Origin of the sequence: Microcoleus vaginatus FACHB-2002 (genome assembly GCF_040004035.1) — a bacterium.
GTDB classification, from domain to species: Bacteria; Cyanobacteriota; Cyanobacteriia; order Cyanobacteriales; family Microcoleaceae; genus Microcoleus; species Microcoleus vaginatus_C.
Genome location: NZ_JAMPLN010000001.1, coordinates 300,832 through 317,683, shown reverse-complemented (window position 1 = coordinate 317,683; position 16,852 = coordinate 300,832). Strand labels below are relative to the sequence as shown.

General features: G+C 47.1%; 11 protein-coding genes. 3 read left to right on the top strand and 8 right to left on the bottom strand.

The window, feature by feature from the left end; all coding sequences use genetic code 11:
* Positions 1-112: 112 nt before the first annotated feature.
* Entirely contained in the window at positions 113-2,449 is a 2,337-nt protein-coding gene (locus tag NDI35_RS01250) for a GumC family protein (protein WP_445311142.1), read from the top strand.
* A gap of 322 nt (positions 2,450-2,771) precedes the next feature.
* Positions 2,772-3,137, top strand: coding sequence for a response regulator transcription factor (locus NDI35_RS01245; protein ID WP_039886668.1), 366 nt, complete (start codon positions 2,772-2,774; stop codon positions 3,135-3,137).
* Positions 3,138-3,202: 65 nt separating this feature from the next.
* Here the strand turns inward: NDI35_RS01245 and NDI35_RS01240 are convergent, their stop codons facing one another.
* From NDI35_RS01240 to NDI35_RS01215, 6 genes are all read right to left on the bottom strand, one after another.
* Positions 3,203-3,700, bottom strand: a complete 498-nt coding sequence (locus tag NDI35_RS01240) for a hypothetical protein (RefSeq protein WP_445311141.1) — start codon at positions 3,698-3,700, stop codon at positions 3,203-3,205.
* A 328-nt stretch (positions 3,701-4,028) separates the two neighbouring features.
* A complete protein-coding gene (locus NDI35_RS01235) occupies positions 4,029-6,947 on the bottom strand; it encodes a response regulator (protein WP_445311140.1) in 2,919 nt (972 codons plus the stop codon).
* A 426-nt stretch (positions 6,948-7,373) separates the two neighbouring features.
* Positions 7,374-8,849 carry a sensor histidine kinase gene (locus tag NDI35_RS01230; protein WP_445311139.1) on the bottom strand — a complete coding sequence of 492 codons (1,476 nt, stop codon included), beginning with the start codon at positions 8,847-8,849 and terminating at the stop codon, positions 7,374-7,376.
* A gap of 177 nt (positions 8,850-9,026) precedes the next feature.
* Positions 9,027-9,488: a response regulator gene (locus tag NDI35_RS01225; RefSeq protein WP_445311138.1), complete on the bottom strand. Its 462-nt coding sequence runs from the start codon at positions 9,486-9,488 to the stop codon at positions 9,027-9,029.
* Positions 9,451-11,409: a sensor histidine kinase gene (locus tag NDI35_RS01220; RefSeq protein WP_445311137.1), complete on the bottom strand. Its 1,959-nt coding sequence runs from the start codon at positions 11,407-11,409 to the stop codon at positions 9,451-9,453. Before NDI35_RS01220 ends, NDI35_RS01225 begins: the two co-directional genes overlap by 38 nt.
* A gap of 736 nt (positions 11,410-12,145) precedes the next feature.
* On the bottom strand, positions 12,146-13,351 hold the full coding sequence (locus NDI35_RS01215; RefSeq protein WP_445311136.1) for a 4-hydroxy-3-methylbut-2-enyl diphosphate reductase: 1,206 nt from the start codon (positions 13,349-13,351) through the stop codon (positions 12,146-12,148).
* Positions 13,352-13,482: 131 nt separating this feature from the next.
* Between NDI35_RS01215 and NDI35_RS01210 the strand changes: the two genes are divergently transcribed.
* Positions 13,483-13,917 carry a GxxExxY protein gene (locus NDI35_RS01210; protein ID WP_445311135.1) on the top strand — a complete coding sequence of 145 codons (435 nt, stop codon included), beginning with the start codon at positions 13,483-13,485 and terminating at the stop codon, positions 13,915-13,917.
* 126 nt (positions 13,918-14,043) lie between these two features.
* Here the strand turns inward: NDI35_RS01210 and NDI35_RS01205 are convergent, their stop codons facing one another.
* Together NDI35_RS01205 and NDI35_RS01200 are read right to left on the bottom strand one after the other, a co-directional pair.
* Positions 14,044-15,477 (bottom strand): ammonium transporter, encoded by a 1,434-nt coding sequence (locus NDI35_RS01205; protein WP_445311134.1) that lies wholly within the window; start codon positions 15,475-15,477, stop codon positions 14,044-14,046.
* Between the two features lie 431 nt (positions 15,478-15,908).
* Positions 15,909-16,826, bottom strand: a complete 918-nt coding sequence (locus NDI35_RS01200; protein WP_445311133.1) for an SGNH/GDSL hydrolase family protein — start codon at positions 16,824-16,826, stop codon at positions 15,909-15,911.
* Between the last annotated feature and the right edge of the window lie 26 nt (positions 16,827-16,852).

Sequence of the window (16,852 nt, the reverse complement as noted above, 5' to 3'; positions counted from 1 at the left end):
ATTCCTGGCAAAGGCTAGAATAAACGAAACAATAAGATTACCCAGCCCCGACCTGGCCGCTTCAAAAATATCAACCTCAAAAATATCAACCTCAAAAATACCCTGGCTGAATATGGATAACAGACAAGATTACCAACCCTTCACACCCAAATCGAATGGCAAACTGCCGGAGTTATCTGCTCAGAACTACAGAGATCACTTCGTAGAGGAGAAAGAAGAAGAAAAGCTAGACTTGTCCTGGCTCTTAGGCGTCGTGCGCCGTCGCTTCCTGGTCATGGCAGCAGCCACCATAGCTTTGAGCGCCCTGGCAGGGACAGCGATTGTCGCCACTTCTAAAAGCATAACGATCGAGTATGAAGGCTCCTTTTCCCTGTTAGTAGAACCAGCCACGGCTGAAGGTTTGCAATCCAAACAATTAAACAACACCCAATCGGCAGACTTAGCAAGAATTAATATAGAAGGAATTAGCCTACTAGACTACGAAACCCAAATTAGGATTTTGCGAAGTCCCAAAATGATGCAGCCAGTGATTGAGGAATTGCGGGCTTCGTATCCCAAAATGAACTATAGCGAACTGATCTCAAAAATGTCGATCCAGCGCATTAGCTACACGAAAGACGGCAAACAGCAAGGCACAAAAATTTTACAAGTTAGCTACCAAGATTCCGATCGAAAAAAAATTTACCGCGTATTGGAAAAAATTTCTAAAGCTTATCTAGATTACAGCTTGCAGCAACGGCTGATGGGCATTAATCAAGGTATTAAATTTATAGATACGGAGATGCCCAAGCTCCGAGAAAGAGTGGAGGTTCTGCAACTGCAAGTCCAAAGACTGCGGCAGCAGAGCAACTTGTTTGAACCTCAGATGGAGGGAAAATCTCTCTCTGAACAAGTTCAAAGCATTCGGGGCAAGCAAGTAGAAATTAGAGTTCAGCTAAAAGGGATGCGAAACCTCTATCAAAGCTATGAAAAACTACTCAACGAAAATAATCCCCAGGGGCTGCTGATGACCCAAGGACAAGCTTACGCCGGACTCTTAGGTCAAATTCAGAGAATAGACTCGGAATTGTCATTAAAATTAGCTCAGTACAGAGAAGACAGTTTACCAGTTTTAGCGTTGCGAAAAAGTCGGGAAGAACTGATTTTAACCGCCACTCAACAAGCAAGAGAAGTGGTGATGGGAAATTTAGAGACCCAAATCAAAGAAGTTGAAGCGCGCGATCGCGAAATGACAGCTTTGCAAAATGCTCTCAACCAAAAAATTAGAAACTTTTCAGTCACAACCAGACAATACGACAATTTACAGCGGGAACTGCAAGTAGTTACTAAGAGTTTTTCGGACTTCTTGGCAAAACGAGAAGCCTTGCGGATCGATGCAGCTCAGCAGCAAATACCCTGGGTGCTGATAAATCCTCCCGAAATTCCGCTAGACAAATTTGGCAAGCCTCTAACAGCTACCGTCAAACAAACCAGAAAACAGTTAGCGCTGGCAGTAATTTTAAGCAGTCTGCTGGGCATAGCAGTCGGCTTGCTCGTAGAGGTATTAAATACTGTGTTCCACACTCCAGAATCACTGAGAATTGCTACAAGATTGCCAATACTCGGGGTGATTCCGTTTACCAAAAAAGTCAAGCGCCGACAGCCAGCTAGACAGAGAAAACTAACATCGGCTCGATCGAACTCGAAAGTGGAAGTAGTCGAACCTGTCGAAGCTAGACATACTGGTCCGATGAGCGGGAGATCAAGTATTTTGAGCGACTTGGACTATCAATTTTTAGAAGCATTTCGATCGCTATACACGAACATTCACTTGCTGAGTGCAGGCACGGCAATTCGCTCGCTCTTAGTCGGCTCAGCCTTAGCCGGAGACGGCAAATCTACAGTAGCTTTGCACCTGGCAGCCACAGCAGCAGCAGTGGGACAGCGAGTATTGCTAGTAGATGCAGATTTGCGCTGCCCGCAACTGCACGCTAAGTTAGGACTCCCCAACGTGCGTGGCTTGGGCGAGGCCATCTCCACAGACCTCAGCCTCAACGACGCGATTCAACGAGCCCCGAACCAAGAAAATTTGTTCGTACTCACCGCAGGCCAAATTCCCCCCGATCCGATCAAGCTTCTTTCTTCCAAAAAAATGCAGTATCTGATGGAGCAATTTCAAGCATTTTTTGACTTAGTAATTTATGACACCCCGCCACTAGGAGGCTTGGCAGACACCCACTTGATCGCAGCTCACACAGACGCTACGATTATGGTCGTCCAAATTGGGCAAACAGACCGATCGCAAGTTCGCAAAGTTTTAGAAGAATTAAAATTTTCTGGAGCTTCCGTCTTGGGAATCGTTGCTAATGGCTGCAAAAACACCGGTCACAGCTACCGTCAGCGCCCGGTCGTTTTAGACACGCTCTACGACCAAAAATTCTCGGCTTTAGGTACGAAAAATCCTAATTAGACAAATGTTGATGCAGACGGCCGAGCGCCGCCGTCCTCAACGGGAAACACACCACCAAGCTATACCCTGATTTTTTGATAATAGTACCATTTGAGAAAGAAAATGATAGACTAACGGACATAGCCTCGTGTGTCAACCGAGATTGCGCGGATCTTTAAATTTTGCGGTAATTACTCAGAAAATGATTGAGAAATCAGCAAAAGTGGGTAAACTACATTTAGCAGAGCGCAATCTCAATCAGGAAAAGACACCTTTGAAGGTGAACGTTAGTGTAAACGTTAATGAGAACGTTTCAACCCAGAAACTTGGTAGGGATTATTCTATGAGTACAGTTATGGTTGTTGATGATAGCGTCACTCTGCGGGAGATGATCGCCGACTTGCTCAAAGGTAGAGGACTCAACGTCACAGTAGCGAGTGATGGCGTAGAAGCTCTAGAGCAAATCAAGGCTAACCGCCCAGATTTAGTCGTTCTGGATATCGTGATGCCCCGGATGAACGGCTACGAAGTCTGTCGTCGGCTCAAAAGCGACCCAAAAACCCAAAATTTGCCGGTGGTAATGTGTTCGAGCAAAAGCGAAGAGTTCGATCGCTATTGGGGAATGAAACAAGGAGCCGACGCTTACATCGCCAAGCCATTTCACCCACAGGAATTGGTCGGCACTATTAAGCAACTGCTGCGGGGCTGAAGTAGAGGAATAGGGACAGGAAAAAATTGTCTTGAGCGCTTATTATTTCTGTTCCCGCAGCCTCTCTAAACTACTCGATTGACAATGGTCCAAACATCCCCGTCCGATCGCACGTAGGGAACAGAAATACTCTTAAAACCAGTAATAAAAGGCTTGTAATAAACCTGCCAGTAGCTGGGACTAATTTGGTCGGCGATAGCTTTGAGTCCCTTCACTTCCGCCGCCAGTTCCGCCGCCAGTTCATTAATCCGTTGCGCGTGTCCCTGAGCCAGCAATCTTCCTTCTTCAACTTGCTCCTCCATCGGAGTGATTCTTTGCAACTTTACCGACTGCTGCTGTTTCTGAGCCAGTTGAGCAGACAGAGCCGCGATGGCGTCATCTATACCCTTGACTTCTGCCGACACTTGTGCTTTTTCCCTCGCGTGACGCCGATAAGCATCGGCGATCGCTTGGGGCGAATCACCGGCTGGGACAGCATCGGCAATACTAAGCTGCTGGCGTTCCAAGCGCAATTCCTCAATTTGAGAGTAAATTGCCTCTATATCTGTCTGAAGTTTGTCCACCTAATTACCGCGTGGTTGTTGGATATTTTAGCATATTAACACAAACCTATCACCTAATCGGCATAGAAATTGCATATTTTAGGCGAGCTAGGACCAAGGCCCCACAAGAAGAAGTTGAATAGTTTGAAAAATACAAATTTTTATGTTTCTCAGTTGAGCGATTGCCGTCGATATCGAGTCCGGTTAATCAACTCGTGTACGGCAAAATCAGCATTAGACATTGGTAGTGAGGAATGCAAGTCCGAGCGAGTTTGACGAGGATTAAAGTCGTCACTACAAACACAATTCCCAATTCCCATTACCAATTATCAATTATTAATTGAATTTTTTAAGTTGTTAGCCCTTGCTGCCTCAACTGGACTATAGTCTCTACCAAGACATCGGGTTGCACAGGTTTAGACAGATGTCGGTCAAAACCCGCAGCAAAAGCACGATCGCGGTCTTCATCCCTAGCATAAGCCGTCAGAGCGATCGCCCAAAATTTCCTTGTCTGTGTGTTCACAGAACGCAGCCTTCGTACCAGCGAATAGCCGTCTTCCTCCGGCATTCCGATATCGCTGACCAAAACATCCGGGCTAAACTGCGAAGCGACCTCAAACGCCTCAGCAGCAGACGATGCAACCCTGACAGTGGCCCCGGAATCTGTCAAGACAAACCTCATAAATTCCCGCGAATCAACCTCGTCATCAACCAGCAAAATCTTAACTCCGAGTAAATTACCAGCGCCAGCCAAAACCTCCGCTTCCTCGTCGGCCATCGAATTTACCTGCATCGCAGGGAGACGGAAAGTAAAAGTCGAACCCATATTCATTCCCGGACTCTGGGCCCAAACCGTGCCGCCGTGGAGTTCCACCAACTGCCGGACGATCGCCAGACCCAGCCCCAAACCGCTATAATTCCGAGTAATCGTAGCATCCGCTTGGCGGAAAGAGTCAAACACGTAAGGCAAAAAATTCGGTGCCACCCCAATTCCCGTGTCGGTAACAGCCAGCTCAACCTCCAAATCAACTCGCTGTAGCCGGATTTCAACTCGCCCCCCGCGCGGCGTAAACTTAATCGCATTCGTCAGCAAATTCCAAATTACTTGCTGCAAGCGGCCAGGGTCTCCTGATACCCAAAATCTCCGATTTAACTCAGATTCAGGATTGCCAGAAACCTTCCCAAGTTTGGAAAATTCAGCAGTCTCTAAGCCCAAATCTCCAATTGCAAACCGCAAATCGATCGACTTAGCATCGGCAGCCAACCGTACCGTATTAACCGCTCCTTCCACCATCGAAATCAAATTTACCGCACAAGGATTCAACGTCAACTTGCCGCGAATAATTCTAGAAATATCCAGCAAATCATCAATCAATTGAGTTTGCAATTTAGCATTTCGCTCGATCGTTTCTAAAGCCCGCCCAGTAGCAGCCGGACTCAAACTGCGTTGCTGCAGCAGTTGCGCCCAGCCCAAAATCGCATTTAAGGGCGATCGCAGCTCATGAGAAAGAGTTGCCAAAAACTCATCTTTCATGCGATTTGCCTGCTGAGATTCCTCGTAAAGTCGGGCATTGTCGATCGCCCCCGACACCGCCTGAGCCAACTGCATTAAAATAGTTTCATCATCTTCGGCAAACTCCCCCTCATACTTGTCCGACAACTGAATCAATCCCAGAGTTCTGCCGTCCCGAGTCGTCAGCGGTACAGCCAGCCAGCCCCGCATCGGCGGGTGCTTCCCCGCAGCCTTGCCGAACCCCCGCCAGGCCGGGTGAGCCTCTAACTCGCTTTGAGTCATTCGCATCGCCTGTTGGTGCTGGCAAACTTGTTGGTAAATGCCCGTACCGTCTGGCTCTTCGCAGTAATCTTGCCACGCGGCGTATTTTTCGGACATGGAAAACTTGCTAATTCCCGCATCCCAGTTTGCGCCAGGGTTGAGGTTGACCGCTACCTGGTGGACTTCCAGAATTTGGCGGGCGCTATCGGCAGCTAACTGAAGTATTTCTGCCACCGACAGCGTGGAGTTGATAGCAACTGACGCGGAGGTTAACTTTTGCAGGCGGCGCAAATACGACCGCTCGCGCGCCAACGCCCGCTCGCGGTCGTATTCTAACTGTTTGCGATCCGTAATGTCGATCGCCACCCCGAACAGCCGAAGGGGTGTACCTGATGCGTCAAAAACCACTCGCCCTTTGTCGTGAAGCCAAATCACTGAGCCGTCGGGTCGCACTTTGCGGTATTCCGACTCATAAACTCCCGTACCCCTGAATGCGGCATCCACATCTGCCAAAAACCTTTCGCGGTCTTCTGGATGCACCGCATTCTTTTTTTGCTCAAAAGTACCACAGGTGCTGTCTGGCCCCAAACCCATCTGTGTTTCGGCATTAGACGAACGGCGGACTTCCCCCGATGCCACATCCCAGGTAAAAGCGATTGTGTTAGCTGCTTCTAGGGCAAAGCGCAAGTTTTCCTCGCTTTCTTGCACCCGGGCTTCCGATAATTTACGATCGGTAATATCCCAAACCACGCCGATCGATCGCACCGATTTACCTGTATCATCATCAAAAAACTTGCCCCTACCCGCAATCCAGTGCAAGCTGCCGTCCGGCCAAATGACTCTAAATTCGTACTTGTATTCTGTTTTGTTTTCTAAAGCAAAGGCAACAGCGTCGGCGATCGAGGCTTGGTCATCCTGGTGAATGCAGGCAAAAAACGCTTCGTAAGTTCCCGCAAAACTGCCTTTTTCCAACCCAAATAACAGTTCGTGTCCCTCCGACCACAGCACCTCGCCATTTAATAAATTCCAATCCCAAGTTCCCATTTTCGAGGCTTCGATCGCCAACCTCAGCCTTTCCTCCGAAATTGCCAACTGCGCCGACGTTTTCGCGTAGTTCTCGCGCAACTGCTGTTTTTTCAAGCTTTCGTCCACGGCCCCCGCCAACCGCTTTAAGTGCCGCCCTTTGAACACGTAATCGCTTAAGCCGGCTTTCATTGCTTCGACTGCCACTTGTTCGCTGCCGCTGTCAGTACACATAATTACCGGACAATTCGGGTAGCGACTGTGAACTTTTTGGAAAATAGTTAATCCGTCGCTCCAGTGCAGTTGGTAGTCGGTAATTACTATGTCAAAACCCCCGGCGGTCAGGATTTTTTCGAGACTTTGGATATCAATAACCGACTTAATTTCTAAATCGGGAAAAGTTTTTCTCAGTTCTCGCTCGATCATCAGGCGATCGTTCGGGTTGTCGTCGATTAATAGAATAGACAGCATTAGCCTTTTAGTTTTTGTATGAGCGCAAACATTCTTAAATCTAACAATATGTTATTGAGCAATCTCGACAATTGAAATATGTACTTGGTGGATTAATTAGACTTGCAAATAATTTTATTGTATTTGCTTGTATTTTATTATATTTTAAAGGTTGTAGTATCCTCAACCAGCTTTTTAGGGGCGTGCCCACAAGCAAATTAATTAAGTAAGTTGTTGTAAAACAGATCGGAAAGCCTGCTCAGGCGGTAAAGGTGCAAGAGATTACTTAACTATCATTATACTAATTGTTTATTGTGTCTTCGGGTGTGAACCAGCGGGTTGATTGATTTTTTGAGCTACAGCAGAATATTGCTGTTAAAACCCTCTTGCGTAGAACCTCATCTTTTTTTTAATCCCGATTCACTGCGCGTTGCCGAACTTGCTTCTTCAACTCTCGCACTTGCGTAATTTTACCCAGAAGCGGGTACCGATTCCCAAAGTCGATTTCAGCCCGATCGCACCCCCCATCCGCTCGACTCCTTTGCGAGCGATCGCCAGCCCAATTCCCGTCCCCGGATACACTTCTTGACCGTGCAGGCGATCGAACAACCCAAAAATTCTCTCTTGAGATTTTTCTGCAATACCAATGCCGTTGTCTTCTACCCAAAGATAGATATATTCCTCCTCAGCTTCTGCATAAACTCGCACCTGTGGCTCTATCCCAGGCTGCACGAACTTAATAGCATTGGAGAGCAAGTTAACCAAGACTTGCTGCAGCGTACCAGGATGGGCTAACACCGTAGGTAGCGGTTCAACAACCGTTATCCGAGCTTGTTTTTGGGCAATTTCAGCCTCTAGTTGCGCGATCGAGCCAGCCACAATTAAATTAAGAGAGACTGCTTTTAGTGGCAAGTTAGCTTTGCTGAGGCGGCTGTACTCTAGCAAATTTTCGATTAAAGTATTCATCAGACTTGCAGCGTCATTAATCCGAGACAAGTAATCCTGTGCGGTAGCATCCAACTCGCTGGTTCTATCTTGGAGCAACATTTCAGCAAAAAACGAAATTCCCCGCAGAGGAGCGCGCAAGTCGTGAGAAACTGAATAGGTAAACGATTCTAGCTGTGCGTTAACTTCTTCTAACTCAGCAGTACGCTCTCTCACCCGCTCTTCCAAAGTTTCATTAAATTCCCGCAAAGCAAGTTCAGCTTGCTTGAGTTCCGTAATATCTTCCACCAATCCGTCGATCGTACTTTCACCTTCTGCACTGTAGAGATATTGAGTAAACCGAATCCATTTTACTCGACCGTCTGGCAAAGGAAATGTAATTTCGAGATTTTGAGATCTAGACTCCCCTGCATCTAGGGGTTGCACAAACAATTGCTGCAGATAAATCCCTTGGACATCTGCTAAATTGCTGGCATCAAACAAGCGCAAAAAAGCTTGATTGCTTTCTAAAAGCTGCCCCTCGGAGCTCGCTCGAAAAACTCCGACATTTAAGCGTTCTAGCAGAGAATGAAGTTGGTTTTCCAGTCGAGCAACTCGTTCCCAGGCGGCAACTCTATCGAGTACGCCGCGAACCGCAACGCAAAGACGGACGTAGTGCTTCGGCGACTTGATAATGTAGTCGTCCAATCCGGCTTTCATCGCCTCTACAGCAATTTCTTCGTTGCCAGTATTCGTAAACATTACAATCGGGCATTCTGGATAACGGGCTTTAATAGTTTTAAGCACATCTATACCGTTCGTCCAGAGTAGTTGGTAATCGGTAATTACCAGATGGAATCCGCCTCGATTCAGTGCTTCCCCCAATAATGTATCGTCGGAAATTTCCGTTATTTGCACTTGCGAGAATTGCCGCTCTAATTCGCGTTTGACGAGCAGCCGATCCGTTGGGTTGTCGTCAATTACTAGAATGTGTACCACTTTAACAATTGATAATTTGGCTGTTAACTAGAGGGCCGCTCAATCACTCATCATAAAAATTTTGGAGGTGGCCCCTTTAAGATAGAGGAGGGGCTTCCTCACTCGAAACTAAATTTCCTCGTTCCCAGAAAGAGCGTGTTAACGAGGAAATAAGCAATCAAAACCGGGAAACCGCTACTACAAACCAGAAATCTCTCTAGGTTCCGGCAGTTCAGTATAGTTGAGCCAATACTCCCTAAAACTCTGCATCATTTCCAATAAAGAAGCAAACCCGACTGGTTTAACTAAATAAGAATTCACCCCTAAATCGTAAGCGCGCTTGACATCAAGTGTTTGCCTAGAAGAAGTAAGCATAACCACCGGCAAGCGTTTTAGTTCCGGCTGCTGCCTCAGCCAAACCAGAACTTCGTGACCGGATCGTCTGGGCAATTTCAAATCTAGTAAAATTATCGCAGGCAAAGGATAGCGATCGCGATCGCTGTATTCTCCGTCCCCATTTAAATAAAAAACCGCTGCATCTCCATCTCGGACAATTTGCAGCGAAGTATTAGCAAAAGTCTCATTGCGAAATGCCCGCTGCATCAATAGAATATCAACGGGATTATCTTCCACCAGTAAAATCGTCTGCGTTTGGCTCATGCTTCCTCAGTTGTATCCAAAATCGACTGCCTTGTCCTACTTGAGATTCCACTCCCACTTGACCGCCCATGCGATCGACTCCTTTTTTTACAATAGCTAATCCTATACCAGTTCCGGGGTAAGACTCGATACCGTGCAGCCGTTCAAAAACCCGAAAAATGCGTTTTTGATGTTCCGGAGCAATTCCGATGCCGTTGTCTTCTACCCACAGACGGATTATGCCGACTGGCAATAGAGGGCTGGCCATAAGTAACTGGGAATGTTCCCACTGTCCCACAGTTTGCCTTTCCAATTCTCCCCCTGTTTCGCTGTCTGTCTCTCCCTCTTGAGGCAGCTCTATTTCCTCACCCCAGATCAGCACTTGAGGCGGTGCGCCTTCCACAAATTTTATAGCATTAGTGAGCAGATTTGCGATTACTTGAACTAAAGTAACGCGGTGGGCAATTACCGCAGGCAAGGGCGCTTGAACACTGATTTGAGCCTGTCTGGATTTAGCGTCAGCTTTTACCATAGCAATTGCCTCGGTCACAGCAGATTCTAAGTCCAAAACTTGCAGCGATAAATCAGTGCGGCTCAGGTGGCTGTAAGCTAGCAAATCTTGGATTAATTCTTCTAGTTGTTGCCCAGAATTAACCATTTGCTGGGCGTATTCTTGACCGAGTTCGTCGAGGATGTCACGGTAATCTTCTAATAAAGCTTCAGCCAATCCTTGCATTCCCCGCAGGGGAGCACGCAAATCGTGGGCTACGGTATAGGCGAAAGCTTCTAATTCTTCGTTAGCTGCTTGAAGTTGATTGGTGCGGAGTTCTACTCGCCGTTCTAACGTAGCGTTGAGCATCCGAATTTCCGCTTCTGCTTGCTTGCGCGCAGTTACGTCAAGGGCGGTACTAATTACTAGGCTTCTACCGTCGGAAAGCTGGCCTAAAGGTGCGGAGTAAAAGTCCCAAATTCGAGTTTCGCCGCTGGCTGTGGAAATCATATATTCGCCTTCAGAAATGCGGGCGTTTAATTGGTGCAGCCGATCGATATGTGCTTGCACTAGCGATTGGCGGCTGTGGTAAGCTTTTTCTGTCCAATCTTCAATTGTAGGAATTTCTGAGTATTCGTAGCCTGAGAGTTCTGTCCAAGCGCAGTTAATTTGCAAAACTTCTCCGTTTTCAGCGTGCAGCATAATTGGCAGCGGTGCGTTGAGAATGGCGCTGCGGAAACGTTCTTCGCTTAATTGTAGGGAGTGGCGATCGTGCTCTAGCTGGTCTAACAGTTGATTTTGCTTAATTTCGGCATTGTCGCGCAAAGTTCGATCGCGCTTCACCAAATAGTAAACCAACAGCATCAACAGGAAATTTACTAAACTCGCAACGGTAAAACTCAGGATTGTCAAATTAGCGCTTTTTTTAGATTCTCGGGCGCGCTGCTGCAATAGCTGAGTTTCTTCGGCAGTCATGGCGGCTATCTGCTGCCGAATGTCCTCCATGATTTGCTTTCCCCTACCAGTTTTTATTTGCCGCACGGCTGCTGCTAAGTTTTGTTTGCGTCGCACATTGAGGGTTCTTTCAAGGTCGGCTAATTTAGAGTCGATCGCAATTTTCAAATCGCGAAGGCGTTGTTGCTGCCGCTTATTGTCAGCGGTTAGCTGCTGCAATCCGACTACTTGCTGGTTGATGTGGGCGATCGCGCTGTTATACGGTTCTAAATACCGTTCTTCTCCCGTCAGCAAATAACCGCGCTGTCCGGTTTCAGCATCTTTTAACGTGGAAAGCGTAGCTTCGAGTTTGGTTAAAACTTGGTGAGTGTGGCTCACCCACTGTTCGTTTTCGATTAACTTGATAGTGTTGCGGTACGAAGTTGCCGCATTGAAAATTAGCAGGGCCACGACCATTCCGATACCTGCCGTGATTTGGGGAGTTAGTGATTGTTTCATGAAATAGTCCCTGTGCGAGTCCTGCTTTTTTTTATTTTAATTGGATGCGGACTACTCGAATTTTTGGCGCGGCACTATAGGTTGCTAAAGACTATAAATTTAAGGCTCAAATGTGCGATCGATCTTGTTTGTAACTTAGTTTCGATTCTTTTCGCATCCCCCTTAAGCCAGAAATGCCCGAAATTGCTCTCTTACGTCTCGTGATTCAGACCAACGCCACACAATCTAGGGTGGCAAACAAAGCTTTATTCGCCATGTTTTGTTGCATCGATCGTGCTGCTTTTACAGTTTCAAATCGCGGCGCCAAAAAAGGAGTTTTTACCTATTGATTTAAGTTGATTTTTGGGGTATATTTTAGATAATGGGAGTGGTAAAACAAATTTTAATTTCGCCAACATTCCCATTATTAAATAATACCTTGTCAAGCCGGCAGCGTCAAGGTTTTTACAGCAAAAAAAAGGCGAATTTTTAATATTTTATTTAAAAAATAATTTGTTGGACGCAGGGGAAAAATTCACAGGAACGATGGCCCGGGTGAATAGTATCAGCAATTCGAGCAATCGGGTAACTGCGGAGAATAAATGGGTGGAAATTCGTGGAATCTCAAATCCGGTTATATCGGAATTATACTCTCTTGGCTTACGTCAGAGCGATCGAGCGATGTCAGGAGCGAGGAATCACGCAAGCACTGCACTGAGAAAATTATGATTCCGAGTGCAGTGCCGCAACAATATAATTACACAATCGCAGCCGCTTTCATCGCGAAAATGCGATCGATCGCATCTTCAACAACCTTATCAGGCGTAGAAGCACCCGAAGTCACGCCGACTACAATTTTACCATCCGGTAGCCAACCTTCAGTTACGATCAAATCAGCCCCCAAAGGCTTGTGTTCGATCCGATTTCCGGGTAAAATGCGCTCCGCACAATCAATGTGATAAGAAGGAACAGTTTTGTCGATCGCAATTTCCTGCAAATGCGTAGTATTAGAAGAATTAAAACCCCCAATCACCAGCATCAAATCCAACTTTTCCTCAACCAAACTCAACATAGCATCTTGGCGTTCCTGAGTCGCATCGCAGATAGTGTTAAAACTCTGAAAATGGTCATTCAAATTTTCAGGTCCAAACTTCCGCATCATCGTTTTTTCAAATAACTTGCCAATGTTCTCTGTCTCAGTTTTGAGCATAGTAGTTTGGTTAGCAATACCAACACTTTCCAAATCCACATCTGGGTCAAAACCAGCAGAATAAGCCTTGCTAAATTTAGCAAGAAACTCATCGCGGTCGCCCCCATGCAAGATATAATTGCTGACATATTCAGCTTCCTGGAAATTCAATACAATCAAATACTTATCAGCAAAAGAACTTGTAGCAACAGTTTCCTCATGCTTGTATTGACCGTGAATAATCGAAGTATAATTCCTCTTTTTGTGCTTTTCAACAGTATTCCAAACCTTAGAAACCCAAGGACAAGTAGTATCAACAATCTTGCAGCCTTTATCATTAAGCAACTGCATTTCTTGGACGCTTGCCCCAAAAGCTGGTAAAATTACCACATCGCCGCTATCGACAACCGAAAAATCTTTCTGTCCCTTCTCAACAGAAATAAAACCAACTTCCATATCCCGCAAATGCTGATTTACAGACGGATTGTGAATAATCTCATTAGTAATCCAAATCCGTTCTGAGGGAAAATGCTGGCGAGTCTCGTAAGCAATAGCTACAGCGCGTTCCACCCCCCAGCAAAAGCCAAAAGCCTCAGCCAGCCGGATCGTAACTGCGCCACGTTCCAGTCTGTAATTATTGTCGCGAATTTGCTGGATCAGACTGCTTTGATAAGCCGTTTGCATCACCCCAGCTACCTCAGCTTCGTGTCCGAAACCCTTGCGGTGGTAGTTTTCAGACTGTTGGAGCGATCTTTTAAAAGCTTTAGTATCCATGCGGTATCGAGTTGAAATCTAGGTTAATTACCTTTGATTTTAGAATGCTTGGGGTGCGATCGCGATTATGGGTTCAGTAGCGAAGAGGCGATATGCTATTTATACGATCGACACATGAGGGGGAAGAAGGAATGAACCGCGAAGACGCGAAGAACGCGAAGGAAGAAGAAAGAGCAATGAGACAATTGGGCGAACAGCTAGAACAGTTGGCTTATAGAGTGATTGGGGCGGCTATTGAGGTGCCTCGGCTTTTGGGGCCAGGATTTTTAGAATCAGTGTATCAGGAATCCTTAGAAGTTGAATTTCGGATGCGAGGGATACCTTGTCAGCCTAAAAAGCCCGTAGCAATCACCTACAAAGGTCATCAAGTCGGCGAAGGTCAATTAGACTTTATGGTTGGCGATATCCTCATTGTCGAACTAAAAGCTGTAGAAAAGCTAGCTCCCATCCACGAAGCCCAAGTTATCTCTTATCTTAAAATGACCAAAAACAGCTTGGGCCTTCTCATCAACTTCAACGTTCCCATCCTCAAAGAAGGCATCAAACGGATCATACTCTCCTCTTAACCCTTCTTCCTCTTCGTTCTTCGCGCTCTTCGCGCCTTCGCGGTTCGTTAAAAAAAAACTTAAAAAAAGCCTAGAGACCCAGATAACTGAGTCTCTGCACGATCGAACTCCCACAGAAAATCAGCTTCAAATCTTCTTAGGCGCAAAAGGAGAACCCGATTCAAACGAACTGAAACCGCCGCCAAAATCCTCACCGTAAGCTTCTTCCCCGTGCAGGTCAATATCCAAACCTTTGTCTTCAGCAGATGACGGCACTCGCAGTTCCATAAACTGTTCCAAAATTTTCAGGATCACAAAAGTGCCGACACCCGCAAACACGTAAGTAGCTAGAACGCCTATCAACTGGGTGCCGATTTGCCCCGGATTCCCGGCAAACAGCCCGTCATTTCCGGCAGCGTTAACCGTTTTAGTGGCAAACACGCCAGTCAGAATCGCGCCCACAGTTCCGCCCACGCCGTGAACCGGGAAGGTATCCAAAGAGTCATCAAATCCCAGCTTAGCGCGCCAGCTAATGGCAAAGAAGCAACAAACCGAAGTGATCGATCCGATCAAAAGCGCTCCCACTGGCAGCACGAATCCCGCTGCAGGTGTGATGCCCACCAATCCCGCGAGGAAACCGCTAGCAATTCCCACTGCTGTCGGTTTGCCTCTGAGCACCCATTCCACAATTGTCCAAGTTAAACCGCCGGCTGCTGTTGAAATCATGGTGGTGACAAAAGCCACTGTTGCTAAAGAACCAGAACCAAAAGCGCTACCACCGTTGAAGCCAAACCAGCCAAACCACAGCAGCCCAATTCCCAACAAGACGTAGGGTACGTTGTGGGGGGTGTGGGGCTTCTTCAAGTGGTCTTTGCGGGGCCCGATTACCCAAGCTGCGACAACCGCAGAAACACCGCAACTGATGTGCACCACTGTGCCGCCGGCAAAGTCTAGAACTCCGATCGCCTCCAGCCAGCCTCTACCCCACACCCAGTGGGCTAAAGGAGAGTAGATGAAGGTAGACCACAGCAGCACGAACCAGAAATAGGTTTTAAATGTTACCCGTTCGACGATCGCCCCTGAAATCAAAGCTGGAGTGATGATGGCGAACATCATTTGGTACACCATGAAGACTTGGTGGGGTATGGTCGGTGCGTAACCGATCGGATCTGGTGTGTCCGCCGTGACCTTGTTCAAGAACATCCAGTCGAAGCCGCCGATGAAGCTTTCGATCCCTTTACCAAACCCTTCGGATACTGGAGTGGAAACGTCAAATGCTAAACTGTACCCCCACAGCGTCCAGGTGACGCCGATCACTCCCATCATGATTAAGCTCATCATCATGGTGTTGAGGACGTTGCGCGATCGCACCAGTCCCCCGTAGAAAAACGCCAGCCCCGGTGTCATCAGCAATACCAGTGCTGAGGAAACCAACATCCAGGCCGTATCGCCGGTGTCGATCGGATTCGGCACCACTGCAGCAGCAGTACCAGCAGCATCTTGAGCTAAGGCATTGTCCGTTAGCGGTACGCTTAACAGCCACAGCGCAATGATGCCGATCGTTAAACTTTTTTTGATCACGTTAGTTGTACCTTTTCATACTCAGCAATTTTCAGGGAAGACCGAGCCGATTTTAGATGCGAGGATTTTAGATGCAATAGTTATTTGGTTTTAAGTCCGTGTTTTAGCGGAACAAATCTTCAATAGATAATTCCCCAATCCTCAACCTCCCGACTTCGTATAGCCGGACTCATCTAAATTCGTCAACCATCAATCCCACGGTCTGTGCCTTTTGGATTCCACCATTTGTACAAACCGTTATTCTGTATCACCCTATACTAAATAGCTAAGTATCATATTTCTTAATCTATCAGTCGATACTTGACATAGCCAGTGACAACCGAGTAATCGGAGAGGGGGAGTCGAGGAGAGGGCGGGAGTTTTGAGTTGGGGAGAATATGACTTCATCCTTTATTTTTCTAACTAAGGACTAATGACTAATTACTAATAACTCATGACTCATTTTTCAACTGCATCTGATCGAACAGTTGCAGGGCCGATCGCCAAACTAGATAACCTTGATCGTTAAGGTGCAAGCCATCTGTGCTGAGTTCAGTTGGCAAATTGCCCTCAGCATCCGCAAACAGCGGGTACAAATCCAGATACAAAACATTTTCCGAACTAGCAATTTCTTTCAGCCGTCGATTTATTGCCCTAATCCGACTGTTAGGAATCGCCAACAGCCGATCGCGATTTTCCCAAGTAGCTTGTTCCCCGCTGTGCGGCAAAATCGACTGCACAACCACTTGTGCTTTGGGATGCGCCCACCGCAAATCGCGAATTATCTGCCGCTGGTTGTCCAAAATCCCTGCGTCGCTGGCCCCCCGCAACAAATCGTTAATCCCAATCATCACAAACACCGTATCCGGCGCAGTTCTATCGAACAACTGCAACCGCTTCAGCAAACCCAGGGAAGTCTCCCCCGAAATCCCTTGATTCAGCCAAATTTGATCTACTGGTAACAGCTTCGTCGGAAACCACATACTTAGAGAATCCCCAGCCAAAACACTCAGTCTTGACGGTCGATTCGCCGCCACCGCCTCAGCTTCGCGACCCAACTGCGTCACCCACTGCTGGTAAGTCCATTTATGTCGCGGTCCTGGAATGGGCACGTCTAGCACTGCTTTTGCAGAGATCACCGGTTGGCCAATTTGTTCCTGGGCCGCTTCTGCCGTCACCGCATCATTCGCCTGGAAGCTTTCTGTCAAGTTGTGTCCCCGCAGCAGTAGTTGAGCGACTGTAAGTATCAGTACCCCGTTAGTCACCAAAGATAGCAAAGCCCAAACCGGAACAGTTTTCGATCGGCTAACTTCCATCCCTAAGAGGGATTTATGAGTTCTACTTCTGCTACCTCCTCCAAACTTCTCCATAAACTCAAGCTATTTGCAGGCCTCAC

Coding starts and splice junctions, on each gene's coding strand:
- NDI35_RS01250 (WP_445311142.1), top strand. CDS start 113: ATGGATAACAGACAAGATTACCAACCCTTCACACCCAAATCGAATGGC.
- NDI35_RS01245 (WP_039886668.1), top strand. CDS start 2,772: ATGAGTACAGTTATGGTTGTTGATGATAGCGTCACTCTGCGGGAGATG.
- NDI35_RS01235 (WP_445311140.1), bottom strand. CDS start 6,947: ATGCTGTCTATTCTATTAATCGACGACAACCCGAACGATCGCCTGATG.
- NDI35_RS01225 (WP_445311138.1), bottom strand. CDS start 9,488: ATGAGCCAAACGCAGACGATTTTACTGGTGGAAGATAATCCCGTTGAT.
- NDI35_RS01220 (WP_445311137.1), bottom strand. CDS start 11,409: ATGAAACAATCACTAACTCCCCAAATCACGGCAGGTATCGGAATGGTC.
- NDI35_RS01215 (WP_445311136.1), bottom strand. CDS start 13,351: ATGGATACTAAAGCTTTTAAAAGATCGCTCCAACAGTCTGAAAACTAC.
- NDI35_RS01210 (WP_445311135.1), top strand. CDS start 13,483: ATGAACCGCGAAGACGCGAAGAACGCGAAGGAAGAAGAAAGAGCAATG.
- NDI35_RS01200 (WP_445311133.1), bottom strand. CDS start 16,826: ATGGAGAAGTTTGGAGGAGGTAGCAGAAGTAGAACTCATAAATCCCTC.